General features: G+C 55.0%; 15 protein-coding genes. 6 read left to right on the top strand and 9 right to left on the bottom strand.

Going from position 1 to position 14,234, the window contains the following annotated elements; genetic code table 11:
* From PFRI_RS14680 to PFRI_RS14670, 3 genes are all read right to left on the bottom strand, one after another.
* Positions 1-252 carry a hypothetical protein gene (locus PFRI_RS14680; RefSeq protein ID WP_139292126.1) on the bottom strand — a complete coding sequence of 84 codons (252 nt, stop codon included), beginning with the start codon at positions 250-252 and terminating at the stop codon, positions 1-3.
* 5 nt (positions 253-257) lie between these two features.
* The gene (gene pth, locus PFRI_RS14675; RefSeq protein WP_072631457.1) at positions 258-941 is read right to left on the bottom strand and encodes an aminoacyl-tRNA hydrolase; all 684 of its coding nucleotides are present in this window, start codon (positions 939-941) and stop codon (positions 258-260) included.
* Positions 942-1,042: 101 nt separating this feature from the next.
* The gene (locus PFRI_RS14670; protein WP_072631456.1) at positions 1,043-1,690 is read right to left on the bottom strand and encodes a 50S ribosomal protein L25/general stress protein Ctc; all 648 of its coding nucleotides are present in this window, start codon (positions 1,688-1,690) and stop codon (positions 1,043-1,045) included.
* A 137-nt stretch (positions 1,691-1,827) separates the two neighbouring features.
* On the opposite strand from PFRI_RS14670, the gene PFRI_RS14665 reads away from it, so the two are divergent.
* The 6 genes from PFRI_RS14665 to PFRI_RS14640 all read left to right on the top strand — a co-directional run bounded on the left by PFRI_RS14665 (position 1,828) and on the right by PFRI_RS14640 (position 8,627).
* Positions 1,828-2,976: an MFS transporter gene (locus PFRI_RS14665; RefSeq protein ID WP_072631455.1), complete on the top strand. Its 1,149-nt coding sequence runs from the start codon at positions 1,828-1,830 to the stop codon at positions 2,974-2,976.
* A 230-nt stretch (positions 2,977-3,206) separates the two neighbouring features.
* The gene (locus tag PFRI_RS14660; RefSeq protein WP_072631454.1) at positions 3,207-3,668 is read left to right on the top strand and encodes a hypothetical protein; all 462 of its coding nucleotides are present in this window, start codon (positions 3,207-3,209) and stop codon (positions 3,666-3,668) included.
* 42 nt (positions 3,669-3,710) lie between these two features.
* Positions 3,711-5,564 (top strand): Ig-like domain-containing protein, encoded by a 1,854-nt coding sequence (locus PFRI_RS14655; RefSeq protein ID WP_072631453.1) that lies wholly within the window; start codon positions 3,711-3,713, stop codon positions 5,562-5,564.
* Between the two features lie 74 nt (positions 5,565-5,638).
* Positions 5,639-6,562: a dihydrodipicolinate synthase family protein gene (locus tag PFRI_RS14650; protein WP_072631452.1), complete on the top strand. Its 924-nt coding sequence runs from the start codon at positions 5,639-5,641 to the stop codon at positions 6,560-6,562.
* Complete coding sequence (hydA, locus tag PFRI_RS14645; protein WP_072631451.1) at positions 6,559-7,995, top strand: dihydropyrimidinase; 1,437 nt, start codon at positions 6,559-6,561, stop codon at positions 7,993-7,995. The genes PFRI_RS14650 and hydA overlap by 4 nt, the downstream gene beginning before the upstream one ends.
* Positions 7,992-8,627: an aspartate/glutamate racemase family protein gene (locus tag PFRI_RS14640; RefSeq protein WP_072631450.1), complete on the top strand. Its 636-nt coding sequence runs from the start codon at positions 7,992-7,994 to the stop codon at positions 8,625-8,627. The genes hydA and PFRI_RS14640 overlap by 4 nt, the downstream gene beginning before the upstream one ends.
* 74 nt (positions 8,628-8,701) lie before the next feature.
* Here PFRI_RS14640 and PFRI_RS14635 read toward each other — a convergent pair whose 3' ends face one another.
* Genes PFRI_RS14635 through PFRI_RS14610 form a run of 6 tightly spaced genes read right to left on the bottom strand, consistent with a single transcriptional unit; the run spans position 8,702 to position 14,224 of the window.
* Positions 8,702-9,637: an AEC family transporter gene (locus tag PFRI_RS14635; RefSeq protein ID WP_072631449.1), complete on the bottom strand. Its 936-nt coding sequence runs from the start codon at positions 9,635-9,637 to the stop codon at positions 8,702-8,704.
* A gap of 6 nt (positions 9,638-9,643) precedes the next feature.
* A complete protein-coding gene (locus PFRI_RS14630; RefSeq protein ID WP_072631448.1) occupies positions 9,644-10,441 on the bottom strand; it encodes an MBL fold metallo-hydrolase in 798 nt (265 codons plus the stop codon).
* Complete coding sequence (locus PFRI_RS14625; protein ID WP_072631447.1) at positions 10,441-11,247, bottom strand: TatD family hydrolase; 807 nt, start codon at positions 11,245-11,247, stop codon at positions 10,441-10,443. The genes PFRI_RS14630 and PFRI_RS14625 overlap by 1 nt, the downstream gene beginning before the upstream one ends.
* A gap of 22 nt (positions 11,248-11,269) precedes the next feature.
* Positions 11,270-12,415, bottom strand: a complete 1,146-nt coding sequence (locus PFRI_RS14620; protein WP_072631446.1) for a DNA polymerase III subunit delta' — start codon at positions 12,413-12,415, stop codon at positions 11,270-11,272.
* Positions 12,412-13,041: a dTMP kinase gene (tmk, locus tag PFRI_RS14615; RefSeq protein WP_072631445.1), complete on the bottom strand. Its 630-nt coding sequence runs from the start codon at positions 13,039-13,041 to the stop codon at positions 12,412-12,414. The genes PFRI_RS14620 and tmk overlap by 4 nt, the downstream gene beginning before the upstream one ends.
* Positions 13,042-13,045: 4 nt before the next feature.
* Positions 13,046-14,224: a D-alanyl-D-alanine carboxypeptidase family protein gene (locus tag PFRI_RS14610; protein ID WP_072631444.1), complete on the bottom strand. Its 1,179-nt coding sequence runs from the start codon at positions 14,222-14,224 to the stop codon at positions 13,046-13,048.
* Between the last annotated feature and the right edge of the window lie 10 nt (positions 14,225-14,234).

Below are 14,234 nucleotides of genomic sequence, written 5' to 3'. Positions count from 1 at the left end.
TCAGACAATTTCCGCGTCATAACCCATGAAAAAATTCGGGTTTTGGGGTAGCAGCGGTATAAGTGGATCACTGGGATCGAATTCACGATGGATCAGTCGATATTCTTTGCTACCGTCCGCGTGGGCGATTGGTGGGTAGAGCTGTGGGTTTGGATCGATGTTAAATACAACCCATGCAACCCAAGCGCACCATCCAAGAATGGGGGTGAGAATGCCAAGCCATATGGCTTTCTTTACTGTCATTGATGACATGTTCTTTAACTCCGAAACCGATCCGCCAATTTTTGCATAGCGCTGCGCGTATCCTCGACGGGCTTAGCGACGACCGCCGTTTTCTTTTCCGCAGCAGCCTTCACCGTCTTGGAAGACCGCGCAGGTGCAGTGCGCAGAGACACCGCATTCAAGAACCGTGGACCTTCACCAGACGCCAATTCTTTCGCACCATCCGAACATCCGCGGGTGACATCGTCGAGCCATTCCGCTTCTGCCTTGGCGAAATCACTTAGCACATAACCCGAAACGCGATCTTTGTGACCGGGGTGACCGATCCCGAGACGCACGCGGCGGTAGTGTTCGCCGATGTGCTGATGGATCGAGCGCAAGCCGTTGTGGCCCGCATGCCCGCCACTCATCTTCACGCGCACTTTGGACGGGGCGAGGTCTAATTCGTCGTGAAACACGGTCACATCTGCGGGCGTTAGTTTGTAAAACCGCATGGCTTCGCCGACAGCTTGACCCGAGAGATTCATGAACGTGGTTGGCTTTAAAAGCAGTACTTTCTCAGAGCCAAGATTGCCCGAAGACACCTGACCTTGAAACTGCGATTTCCAAGGAGTGAAGCCGTGATCGGTAGCAATTTCGTCGACAACCATAAAGCCGATGTTATGGCGGTTACGCGCGTATTTCGCACCTGGATTTCCGAGGCCGACAAAAATTTGCATATGATATGTCCTCGTCCAAACTACTCTTGATGCGTGGCATACAATAAAAAACGGGGCCCGCGAAAGGCCCCGTTCAATTCAATTAGCAATGGCTGCGAAGATTACTCTTCGTCTGCGCCAACTACTGGCACTTCTGCTGCTTCTGTTTCGCCTTCATCTTCGTTGTCGGAAGACTTAAGGCCGGATGGTGCAGACAGGTTCGCAACAACGAAGTCACGATCAATCGTAGGCTTGGAACCCGCTGGAAGCGTGATGTCAGAGATGTTGATGGTGTCACCAACGTCCAGACCTGTCATGTCGACAGTCAGCTTCTCAGGGATATCGCCCGCTGTTACAATCAGCTCGACCTCTGGACGCACAGCGTTCAGAACGCCGCCGCGCTTGATGCCCGGTGCTTTGTCTTCGTTGATGAACTCAACCGGAATGAAGAGGTTGATCTTCGTCGTCCGGCGCAAGCGCATAAAGTCGATGTGCGTTGGCAAGTCTTTGACAACGTGACGCTGCACATCGCGGCAGATGACGCGGACGTCATCGTGGCCTTCAACCTTGAGGTTGAGCAATGTGGACTTAAAGCGACCTGCTTTCACGGCTTTCAGCAAAACGTTGAAAGGAACGTTGATCGGCAGCGGATCAGTGTCACCACCGAATACGATACCAGGCACCATGCCTGCGCGACGTGCTTGACGAGCGGCGCCCTTGCCTGTCCCCGTACGGACCTCAGCGTGGAAATCAGGAATTTCTCCAGCCATTATATATTCTCCAAATGTAAGAGCGAAGTGCCTCCAAGGCTGTCACCTCGCGTGAAGACGCGCGTATAGACGGGAATCGTGGGTAGGGGAAGCCTATTTTTCTTGCAAAGCAGGGCGCTGCGCGTCAGGAGAAAAACATGAGCTACTTGAACACCCTTATCACTGACCTGCGCCATTCAAAGCCTGCTGCTGCGGGGTTTGTGTCTGAGGGCCTGTTTTGGGGCACATTTGCAGGGCTTGTACCTGACATAAAGGCGGCGATTGACGCAAGTGACGGGCAGTTTGGCCTTGCTATGTTCTTTGCGTCATTGGGCGCAGTCGCTGCGATGTGGTTGGCTCCTAGGGTAGATGCCAAGCTCGGAAACCGCGCGATGCAAGGTGCTGCTTTGGCGATGGCTTTGGCGTTTTTGTTGCCTGGGCTCGCAAGCAGCGTGGCGTTCTTTACCTTGGCGATGGTGCTTGCCTCAGCGAGTTCAGGCTCGCTCGATGTGATCATGAACACACGTCTTAGCGGGATCGAGGCGGACACCAACCGCTCGTTGATGAACCTCAATCACGCTTTGTTTTCATTTGCTTATGCAGGCGCTGCTCTTTTTACAGGGTTATTCCGAGAAGCCGGGTTTCAGCCGTTCTTTGTCTTTGTGATTATGAGCGTGCTGGTGTTCATGCTAATCCCTGTGATGTTCCACAAACCTGTCGGCTTTGGCGAGGGGGAAGCGCAAGAACCGCTCAAAGTACGTACGGCGCTTATCTTTTTTGGTGGTGCGATCATCTTGGTGGCCTTCATGTCCGAACAAGCGACAGAGGCATGGTCAGCCCTGCACCTTGAGCGCGGTTTAGGCGGCAGCGCTGCGCAGGGCGCGTTAGGACCTGCGATCCTTGGCTTGACCATGGGCGTTGGGCGGTTGTCTGGCCAGTTCATTGCGGCGCATGTGCGCGAGACAGTTGTCTTGCAAATTGCCGCTGTCATTGCCGCGTCGGGATTGTACATCGCGGCGGGTGCCTCAAACCTGACGACAGCCTACATCGGCTTTGGCATTCTTGGGATTGGTGTTTCGGTGATGGCCCCGATGGCATACTCAGCGGTTGGCAAGCGCGTCAGCAATCAGCAGCGTGCTTTGGTGATCACGCGTATTTCCGTGATTGGATATATGGGCTTTTTCGTCGGTCCACCGCTTATGGGTGGATTATCCGAAGCCTTTGGCCTGGCCACGTCCTTTTACACAATTTCAGCGATTCTTCTTATTGTGAGCGCAGTTCTCGCGCCAGGGTTGAGGAAACAATAAGTTTCCGAACAGAGGGCAGTGGTATCTCGATACCTATAAGGAACTGAAATCAGAGGTTTTGGTGCTAATGCCTAGAAAGTAGGTACAAAATTAACGCTGCTTTGGCAGGATACCGCCGAAGATTGTGTTGAAATTATGTCCTCTCGCCACATTTAAACTTCGAGGATATTAACGAGCGATTGATCTTAACCGTCTGCTCTTATGCGTTTTGTCTGTGGGGGACACACTGAATGCCCGTTGAAGTTAACCAGTTTATTTATGGCAATAGCCTCGTGAATTTCGCGGGCGGATCTGCGCAAAGTAATGTTCCTTATTGGATGAACCAATTTTCCGACGCTGCAGGCAACACTTATGCTGCCAACGGCGGATACGGATTCCTGCGCCAGTTTGCAGACCGCGAAGAGCCAAGCAATGAGTGGGGCTTTCAAGGTGTCACGGGTCTTTGGGATTCCGATGTTGCAGGTTTTGACGATGTGTCGTTTGATTCCGTACTGTTGACACCTGGCAACTTCATCCAAGGGCTTGCACCTGACGAGCCTTATCCGGGTGACACTCGCTCACCGCTAGATGCTTCCATCGATGTGGTCCGCGAAACGATTGCCGATCAACCTAATGCTCAGTTCTTTGTCTATGAGGGCTGGGGCGATTTGGGGTCTCTTTATGGGTTCCCTGTCACGGACAGCCAGCTTTAACAGTTCCATGAATATAACACCGGTGAATACCACGATTGGTACGTGGATTACACCGCAGCGCTGAACGCGGCTGTTCCAGAAGCGGATGTGCAATTGATCCCCGTTGCGTCCGTTATGGCAGAGCTGTTTTTGGATGGACCTTTGCAGGGCCTATCTCTTGACGATCTTTACGTCGATAGCGCACCGCATGGGACAGAGACGGTTTACTTCCTTGCGAGCATGATCACGTACCGTGAAGTCTTTGGCGAGGCACCTCCCGCAGGCTTTGACGTGCCTGACGTAATCAATCCGCTGGTGGCGGACAATTATGATGCGATAAACACGCGCATCGGCGAGCTTTTGGGTGACGAGAACACTGGTGGCGAAACGCCACCTGTCATCGTGCCAAATACCGACCCCAGCGTCGAAAACGATCTTGCAGAGCTGGAGCAAGGTGAAGTCGCGGTTATCGATGTCCTTTTCAATGACACGGATGCGGATGGCGACACGCTCACGCTACAGTCCGTTAATGGCGCAATTGGCGGCACCACAGAAATTGTGGACGGTCGCGTCGTGTATACGCCCGACGAGGATTTTTCTGGGGCTGACAGTTTCACTTATGTCGTAACCGATGGTGAAGGCGGAACGGTCGAAGGAATTGTTGACGTTCAAGTTGCTGAAGCCGAGCCCGAGCCAACGCCAACGCCAACGCCAACGCCAGAGCCTGAGCCGACGCCCGAGCCGCCAGTAGTCGAAGGATCTGATACAGCAGGGTTTGCCGTTTCGTACTTCAAGCTCGCTGACGATGTTGCATCGCTCTCGGATGTGAATTTTGACGCTGAGCCAGATGCGACAAGCACGGTTGATGCATTGCAATATCTCGAAGTATCGGGTGCGTTTGCGCCAGAAACTGGCGAGGATAATTTCGCTTCGAAATACGTCTCTGTACTTGATGTCACCGGGGCAGGCTTTCACGAAGTGCAGCTGCTGGCGGATGACTATGCGCGTGTGCTGTTGGATGGTGAAGTCATTTTGGACACCACAAACGAAGATTCAGGCAGTCTTTTGTCACGCTGGATTGACTTCCCCGTGGGGCAGCATGAGATCGAAGTTCAATACATCGAGATTGATGGCGAGCAATCGTTGAGCCTGAACTGGTCTGGCCCCTCCACAGGTGACGCAATTGAGCCCTTGGTAGGCATGGTTCCGACCGAAGATATGGGTGAGGAAACGCCAGTTCCCATTGAACCGGAGCTTCCCGAAGAGCCAATCGAGGAAGAGCGTCCACAAGAACCTGTTGAGGAAGAGCGTCCAGAAGAGCCTGTCGAAGAAGAAACGCCTAAGGAGACACCTGAAGAAACACCACAGGTGACAGCGCAAACGGCCTTTGCCGCAACTGCGATCGAAACCACAGCAAACTCTTTGTTCGAAGTGGACTTCGCCGATCACGCTGGTGTTTCCCAGATCACCAATGGCGTGACGCTGGCATCGCAAGATGACGAACTCTTGGAGGGTGGCCCAACCGAAGGCAGCGTTCAATTCCTGACACAAATCTCTGTAGAGACCTCTGGTCTATACGAGATTGGTCTAAGCGCTGATGATCAGGCGATGGTTGCGATCAGTGGTTTGCCTGTCGTCTTCACCGATGAGGCCGATGAAGGGTTAACTCAAAGCAACTCCATCTTCTTGCTTGCCGGACAGCACACGATCGATGTGCGCTACATGGATACTGAGGGCATTCAGTCGTTGAATGTCACGTGGTCTGGTCCTGATACAGATGGTGAAGTCCTTCCGATTGGTGATCAGCCAAGTGATCCAGTCGCAGCTTTGTTCAGCGATGAGGTCTCTGCACGCTCTGACGAAGAAGCGTTTGAGATCGCGATGCGCGAAGAAGACGAAGATTTGTTCATCAGCTAGCGCTGCTAAGCCCTTGCGCTATGCGCGCCTCTCTTTCATCGTGGCAACAACACTTGCCACTTGGGAGAGGCCGCATGATCCACCGCAAAAGCAATGGCGTTTTCATTATCGCCGCAACGCCGTTTACGGACAGCGGTGCACTTGATCTAGACAGCGCTGATCGCATGGTCGATTTCTATCTCGAGATGGGTGTGTCCGGTATGACCATCCTCGGGATCATGGGCGAAGCCCCCAAACTGACCTCCGACGAATCCCTTACCTTTGCGCGTCATATCCTGCAGCGGGTCGCTGGCCGAGTGCCGGTGGTCGTTGGCGTATCTGGCCCCGGTCTCGACAATATGGTGCGGTTAACGGGTGAAGTGATGGGCGCGGGTGCCTCTGGCGTCATGGTCGCTCCGATGCCGAGCCTAAACACAGATATGAAGCAAAAGGGCTATTTCGCGCAGGTTTGCAACGCTCTTGGCCCTGATGTGCCGATCTGTTTGCAGGATTACCCACAGACGACGGGTGTCAACTTCTCTGTTGAAACGCTGCTCGACATCTTTGCGGCGCACGCGCAAATCGTCATGCTCAAGCATGAAGACTGGCCCGGCCTTACCAAACTATCTCGCATTCGCGAAGCAACGGGGCAGCGCGCTGGGCGTTTGTCGATCCTGACGGGCAATTCCGCCCTGTTCTTGCCGCAAGAAATGCAACGCGGTGCTGATGGTGCGATGACTGGTTTTGCTTATCCAGAAATGATGGTGCAAGTGGTCGCGCGGCATTTGGCGGGCGATGTGGATGGCGCAGAGGATCTGTTCGACGCCTATCTGCCAATGGTGCGCTATGAGCAACAACTCGGTCTTGGCCTCGCAATTCGCAAGGAAGTGCTCCATCGTCGAGGTGTTCTGAGCAGTCCTAAAGTGCGTGCACCGGGTCCAGCTCTCAGCGACTTGGACAAAGCGGAATTGACCCGCCTCACAACGCGTCTAGAGGCCAAGCTGGCCGCATTTTCATGAGTTTTGATCTGGTTGTCAAAGGCGGCACATGCGTCACCGCCTCCGAGATGTTCGAGGCCGATATTGGTATCAAGGACGGTCGCATCGCAGCACTTGGCGAAGGTTTGAACGGCGAAGACGTCATCGACGCGCGCGGCAACCTCGTCATGCCCGGCGGTATCGAAGCCCACGCCCATATCGCGCAGAACTCCGCCACGGGTGGCATGACCGCGGATGATTATACGTCCGGCTCCATTTCAGCAGCCTATGGCGGCAACACCTGCATCATTCCCTTCGCTGCGCAGCATCGTGGCATGGGGGTCACCGAAACGCTCGATCTTTATGACAGCCGTGCGCAGGGGGCTTCGGTTCTGGATTATTCCTACCATCTGATCGTTTCTGATCCGACAGAAAAGGTACTCACTCAAGAGCTTCCTGCAGCGTTCAAACGCGGCATCACCAGTTTCAAGCTGTTCATGACCTATGACAAGATGCTGGTGAATGACGCACAATTCTTGGACGTTTTGAGCGTAGCCAAAGAGCACGGCGCATTGACGATGGTGCACGCGGAAAACGCTGGCATGATCAAATGGATGACGGATCGACTGCTGGCGCGTGGCCTAACGGCCCCCAAATATCATGCTCTCAGTCATCCTGCTTTGGCCGAGGAAGAAGCGATCCACCGCGCCATCTGCATGGCCAAGCTGGTTGATGCACCTTTGCTTATCGTACATGTCAGCACACCCGAGGGGGCCGCGTTGGTGCAAAACGCGCGCGATGCAGGTGCCAAGATTTACGGCGAAACTTGTCCGCAATATCTGTTCCTCACGCATGAGGACATGGACAAACCCGGCATGGATGGCGCGGCCTTCATGTGTTCGCCGCCCCTGCGTGATAAGGCTACGCAAGACGTGCTCTGGCAACATATCCAAGCCGGCACATTCGACGTGGTTAGCTCTGATCATTCTCCCTACCGAATGGATGAAACTGGCAAGCTCGCAAACGGCCCTGATGCGCCCTTCACTGTTATCGCCAATGGCATGCCCGGCATAGGCGCGCGCCTGCCGTTGCTGTTTAGCGAAGGCGTTGGAAAAGGTCGTCTCACAATGCCTGATTTCGTCGCGCTCAGCTCCACAAATGCTGCGCGCCTTTATGGTTTGTTGCCGCAAAAAGGCACGCTCGCCATCGGCGCAGACGCAGACATCGCGATTTGGGATCCTGCTGCAAAGGGCGTGATCTCTACCAATAACCAACACGACAACGCAGGCTATTCGCCTTTTGAAGGGTGGAAAGTTACGGGTTTACCCATCACCACGCTCTCGCGCGGTACACGCGTTGTCGATCGAGGCCAGCTATACGCTAAAGCAGGTCACGGCCAGTTCTTGCCTCGCGCAAAGTTCGATGCAACAGGTCGCAAAGGCACACATCTGCCAGAGTTGGACATTGCACGATGAGCATCACCGTCATCAATCCCAACTCCAACGAAGCCGTCACCGAAGGTCTGCGCGACACCCTTACAGGTTTTCCAAATGTCACCTGCCTCACCCTGACCGAAGGCCCCTTTGGCATCGAGAGCCAACGCGATAGCGATGCGGTGATCCTGCCGATGCTCGACCTTATGAGAGCAACGCCTGAGGCGAGCGCTTTCGTGATCGCGTGCTACTCTGATCCAGGCCTTGACGCCGCTAGATCAGTCAGTTCTGTTCCTGTCTTCGGCATTCAAGAAGCAGGCCTTGCAACCGCTTTGTGTCGCGCGGATATGTTCGGTGTCATTGCCATTGGCGAGCCCTCAATCCTGCGTCATCGCAAATACATGCGCCGCATGGGAGTGCTCGAGCGTCTTGCTGGTGAACGGGCCCTCAACATGAGCGTTGATGAAACGGCACGCGGCGCAAACACGTTCAATCGGCTCAAAACTGTGGGGGCTGATCTTATCGGGGATGGTGCGGGGTGCCTTATCCTCGGCTGCGCTGGTATGGCACGCCACCGCGCGCCGCTCGAAAAACACCTCGCCGTTCCCGTCATTGACCCGACCCAAGCCGCTGTCACGCTGGCTCACGGAACTCTTGTGGCTTCCCGTCTTTAAAAATATCCCCGCCGGAGGCAAACCGCATGGCTTTTAGCCATGCTAAAACAAGCATGTGCCTTAGGCACATTCCTTCAAGGCAGAACCGTAAGCCAGAACCACGCGCTCACGACTGTGAATGCTGTGGCAATCAAAACAGTGGACGCTGCAACGCGCAGCGCGCGCTGATACATGCTGGCAAAAATGTACGCGTTCACACCCGGTGCCATTGCGGATGTAATCACGGTGGAACGCATGCCCGCTTCAGACACCGAGGTGACATATCCGAGTGTAAATGTGATCGCGGGATGAACCAGAAGCGACAAAGAACAAGCGAATAAAATCACCTTCATGTCTCCTGCGGGGCGATAGCGATAAAGTATACCACCCAATGCAAATAGCGCTGTGGGTAGGGCGGTCCGCACCATCATATCCAAGCCTCCTTGGATCGGTTTTGGGATCGCAAACCCTGAAATGTTCACCAAGAACCCTAACACAATCGCGATGATCAACACGTTACTAAACATCGCTTTTAGGACTGTACCGGGCAGACGCGCCATACTGGTGCCTGCCTCTTTCGCGCGCACCAATTCCATCACGGTGATGCCAAGACCATAGCAAAATGGCGAATGCAGCGCGATGATCGCATAGTTCCCTGCCAAAGCGTCAGCGCCATAGGCGCGTTCGGTGATCGCAAGCCCAAGCAAGACCGAATTGGAAAACAAAGCACAAAACCCGATGACGACACTGTCTTCCCAAGAACGCCCGAAAATATGATGTGCCCCAAACAATCCAAGCGCAAAGCTGATCGCGGCACCTGTGTAAAAGCTGAGCAAAAGTGCTGGATCAAAACCAGTACTGAGATCGATCTGGGATAGGGCGCTGAACAGCAAACATGGCACTGCGACCTGTTGGGCAAACTTCATGATGCTGTCGATGGCAATGTCGCTTAGAAATTCGCGCCAGGCCAAAACGTAGCCAAAGCCAACCACCATAAAGACTGGCAGAATGACATCGATCAACGCTTGCATGGACCTCTACACTTCGTAGCTAATGCGCATGCCGTCAAAGGCGGGAGCGATATGATCGGCGGTCTCGTTCAGAACCGTTTCATAATCCAAATCGATGTGCATGTTCGTCAGTATCGCACGGGGAACACCTGACTGCTCTATCCACGCGAGGGAATTTTCCAGATGAGAATGGCTCGGGTGAGGGGCGCGGCGCAATGCGTCCAAAATCCAGCAATCCGCGCCCTTAATGGCCGTCCATGCTTCATCGCTCATCTCTGAGACATCCGGCAAGTAAGCAAGTGGGCCAACGCGAAATCCGAGTGCATCAATTGATCCGTGTTCGATCTCGAAAGGTCGCAACGTTATCGGACCGCCCGCGCCGTCTACTGTGAAATCACCATCAATCGTAAACAGATCCAAGATTGGCGGGTAGGGCGAGCCATGGGGTTGCACGAAGGCATAGCCAAAGCGCGAAAGCAGATCGTTTTGCGTCGCGCCGTCCGCCCAAACAGGCAAGCGCGCGCGCATGTTGAAGACGATCATGCGCAGATCATCGATGCCATGCACGTGATCGGCATGCGAGTGGGTGTAGGTCACGGCATCCAGCGCGCCAATTTCAGCATCCAAGAGCTGATTGCGCAGATCCGGCGAGGTATCGATAAGCACGCGCGTCGTGCCCTCTTCGCCAATGCGCTCGATCAGCATCGAACAACGGCGACGTGCGTTTTTGGGATTGGTGGGATCGCAATCGCCCCAATGTCCGCCAAGGCGCGGCACACCACCAGAAGAGCCGCAACCAAGGATCGTAAAGCGTAACTCAGCCATTACGCCGCCGCCTTGTAGGAGACAACTTTGCTGAACAAACGCTCGAAATTCAGCTCTGTCTGTGCGGCGAATGCATCGATTTCCATGCCGAATATCTCGGCGCCAACCTTGGCCGTGAACGCAGTGTATGCGGGTTCATTGCGCTTTCCACGTCGGGGCACGGGGGCAAGGTAGGGGCTGTCGGTTTCCACCAGAATCCGCTCAACAGGGGCTGCTGCAAAGATGTCGCGCACTTCTTGGGATTTGGGGAAGGTCGCAATGCCAGACATGGACAGATAGAAACCCAGATCGAGGCAGGATTTGGCGAGTTCAGGCCCAGAGCAGTAGCAATGCATGACGCAGGAGTAGGGTGCATTGCGGTGCTCCGCGCTCAAGATGTCAGCCATATCTTTGTCAGCGGCGCGCGCATGAATAATCAGCGGCAAACTTGTGCGCTGCGCGGCTTCGATGTGAACGCGCAAAGATTGCTTTTGGATGTCCATACTCTCGGCAGTGTAGTGATAATCCAAGCCCGTTTCACCAATTCCGACCATTTTGGGGTGCGCGGTAAGGGCTATGAGCTCGTCCAACGTCGCAAGCGGTTCTTCTGCCGCGCTCATCGGATGGGTGCCAGCGGCGTAGAAAACTTGAGGGTGTGCTTCGGCCAATGCGCGCACGGACGGCTCAAGACGCAAACGTGTGCAGATGGTGACCATCCGGTGCACACCCGCGTCAGCGGCACGCGCGAGATTATCAGGAAGCTCACCCTCGAAATCGGGGAAGTCCAAGTGGCAATGGCTGTCAGTGATACGTGGCGGTGTGCTCATGATGCGTCCTTGTCAGAACGGCTCAGGTCGCCGCCTGCGAAATATGTCTCAGGGTATCTAGGATGAGCGCGGCAGGGTCAAGGTTCACCGCGCGCCCGTGACGTAGCTTTGCGTCGACCTCTTGCGCAACTTGTGCCCAGCGACGCGCCTGATGCGGGTTGGGCGACAGGCGTGCGATCATTTCTGCTTCGTCTTTGGTGGCTTCTGGCGTGGGCGTCACACCCAGGGTTCCTGCACGTGCAAGCCGAGCGAGTAAGAGCGCGATAAGGTCCACAAGCATATCGAGTTTATCCTCTGCACCGCGTTGCGCAGCAGCGTCAGCAAGGCGAAGAGCGCGGGCGCGGTCCATGCGCGGCATCGTGGCGAACAGCCCAACAAGTTCGGCATATATCGCAGGGCCGGAGAGGTTGGTCATGCGGATCGCTTCGCCCACTGAACCTGAGGTGAGCGCGGCAAGCGCGCCTTGATCGAGATCGGTGTCGGGCAACGCTTGGTGCAGCGCGCGCGCCATTTCATCGTGGTTTAGAGGCGAGAGCCTTAGTTCGCGACAGCGCGAACGGATTGTAGGCAATAGGCGAGAGGGTTGGTGTGTGACAAGCAAGAGCGTCGCATTTTCTGGTGGTTCTTCAAGACGTTTGAGCAACGCATTCGCCGCTTGCACGTTCATCTCATCAGCCGCATCGACGATAACGACGCGGCGCCCCCCTTCGGCAGAGGAAAAGTTGAAAAACCCATTGAGTTTACGCACATCATCGACGCGGATATCTTTGGCGAATTTACCAGCCTCTAGGTTCTTTTTCTGATCATTTTCGGTTGAACCGGCACCGCCGCGGCGCAGGACAAACAAGGATGGATCGGCACCCGCCGCGATGCGACGTGCAACAGGGTGGTTGGGGTCTGTGTCGAGTGTCGTTGGTTTCTCAGGTGCTCCAAACATACCGCCATCGTCTATCGGTTGGCTCAACAGAAAGCGTGCAATGCGGTAGGCGAGGGTTGCTTTGCCCGTGCCACGCGGCCCAATCATCAGCCAGCCATGGTGCAGACGACCTGTGTTGTAAGCATCGAGAAAGCTCTGCTCTGCCGCGCTTTGCCCGATCAGTTCAGGCGTATCGCGTGGATGCGGGGCGCCCGGAACGCGGTCAGCTTCTGGCAAGTTCTCAACGTTCATCCCAAATGCGCCTTGATCGTCGCCAATGTGTCGGCCGCAATGCTATCTATATCACGTGCAGCATCAATGATGCGAAACCGCTCAGGTGCAGAAGCGGCAAGATCAATAAAGCCAATGCGCATCGCGCGTTGCAAGTCCGCGCCAAAATCTTCAAAACGACTGTCGATGCTATCGCGCTCGACCGCGCGTGTGTGTGAAATGTCGGGATCCATATCGAAAAGCAGTGTGAGATCAGGTTCGCGTCCGATCATCAGATCATGCAGTTGATCAACCAATGCGCGCAGATCACCTCGGCTTAGTCCTTGGTACATGCGCGTGCTATCTGCGAAGCGATCACAGATAACGACTTTGCCTGCTGCAAGGGCAGGGAGGATCGTGCGCTCCATATGATCACGACGCGCAGCCGTGAAAAGCAGGATTTCTGTCTCTGCGGACCAGCGATCCGGATCACCCTGCAACACAAGTGCGCGAATTTCTTCAGCACCCGCTGAGCCACCTGGCTCGCGGGTGAGAACAACCTCTAAGCCCTGAGCTTCCAAGGCAGCAGCAAGACGCTTGGCCTGCGTGGATTTGCCGGACCCGTCGATGCCTTCAAAGCTGATGAAACGCCCTTTGGCCGCGTTCATCGCGTTACGATCCTTGATCGGTGGGGGCGGCAGGTTGCTCGTTCAATTGCTCAATAAGCAATTGCGCAACAGTGCCTATGCGAGAGGTAAACCCACCCGCTGGGACATCGTTGCCAGCGAACAAAGGAATGCGTGTTTCTGGCAAGCCGGGCGGCGTGATGACAAGTTCTGCGATCTTTTGGTCCTTGGAGATCGGCGCTGTGATGGGGCCGTTGTAAATGACTTCCGCTTTCACGTCTTCTTGGGAGGTTACTGGCATCAGCATCGAGACATCCTCGAGCGGGACGAGCGGCACCTTTTGATCGCGACCCATCCAAACGTCAGCACTTGCGACGGCTGTACCTGCCTTTGCGACAGGCTTTACCGCGAATTGGCGAAAGGCCCAGTTGACGATAGATTCCGCTTCTTCCGCGCGCGCCTGTGCCGTTTGCAGCCCTGAAATGACAAAAATCACACGTCGATCACGCTGCTTGGCCGAACCGATAAGACCATAGCCTGCTTCTTGCGTGTGTCCGGTCTTGAGACCGTCCGCGCCAATCCCGAGGGCCAGCAAAGGATTGCGGTTACGCGTATTTTGTGGAGCGCGGCCATCAAATATGAACTCTCGCTCGGAAAAGAGCGGATAAAAGCTTGGGAAATCTGTGATCAACTTGTTCGCAAGCAATGCGAGATCACGCATGGACATGCGGTGGCCAGCTTGCGGCCAACCGTTTGAGTTGGTGAAGGTCGAATTGGTCATCCCGAGTTGCTGTGCACGTTGCGTCATAAAGCGTGCAAAGCCGGCTTCTGTACCGTTGGGGCTCAGCGCTTCTGCGATCACAGCGCAGGCGTCATTGCCAGACAAGACGATAATACCGCGAATGAGGTCTTCGACTTTGACGCGGTCCGTCGTGTCCAGAAACATGGTTGAACCGCCATACGACATCGCGTGTTGTGAGACGGGCAGTTTTTCATCAAGTGAAAGACGCCCGTCACGCAAAGCCTCAAACGCTATGTAGAGCGTCATAAGTTTCGACATGGACGCAGGCGGCAGCATTTGATCTGCATTCTTGTTCAGCAAGACCGTGCCCGTCGTCTGATCTATAACGAAAGCAGAGCTCGCACGTGTTTCAAATGCGGCAGCGGGCAGAGCCAGCAAGAATGGCAAAGCAAGAGCAAAACCAGCGGTGATCAGGCGGCGCATAAGCGACCCT

Source organism: Planktotalea frisia, from assembly GCF_001890925.1.
Taxonomy (GTDB): domain Bacteria; phylum Pseudomonadota; class Alphaproteobacteria; order Rhodobacterales; family Rhodobacteraceae; genus Planktotalea; species Planktotalea frisia.
The sequence above is the reverse complement of the archived record's forward strand: the minus strand, read 5'-3'. Positions and strand labels throughout refer to the sequence as shown.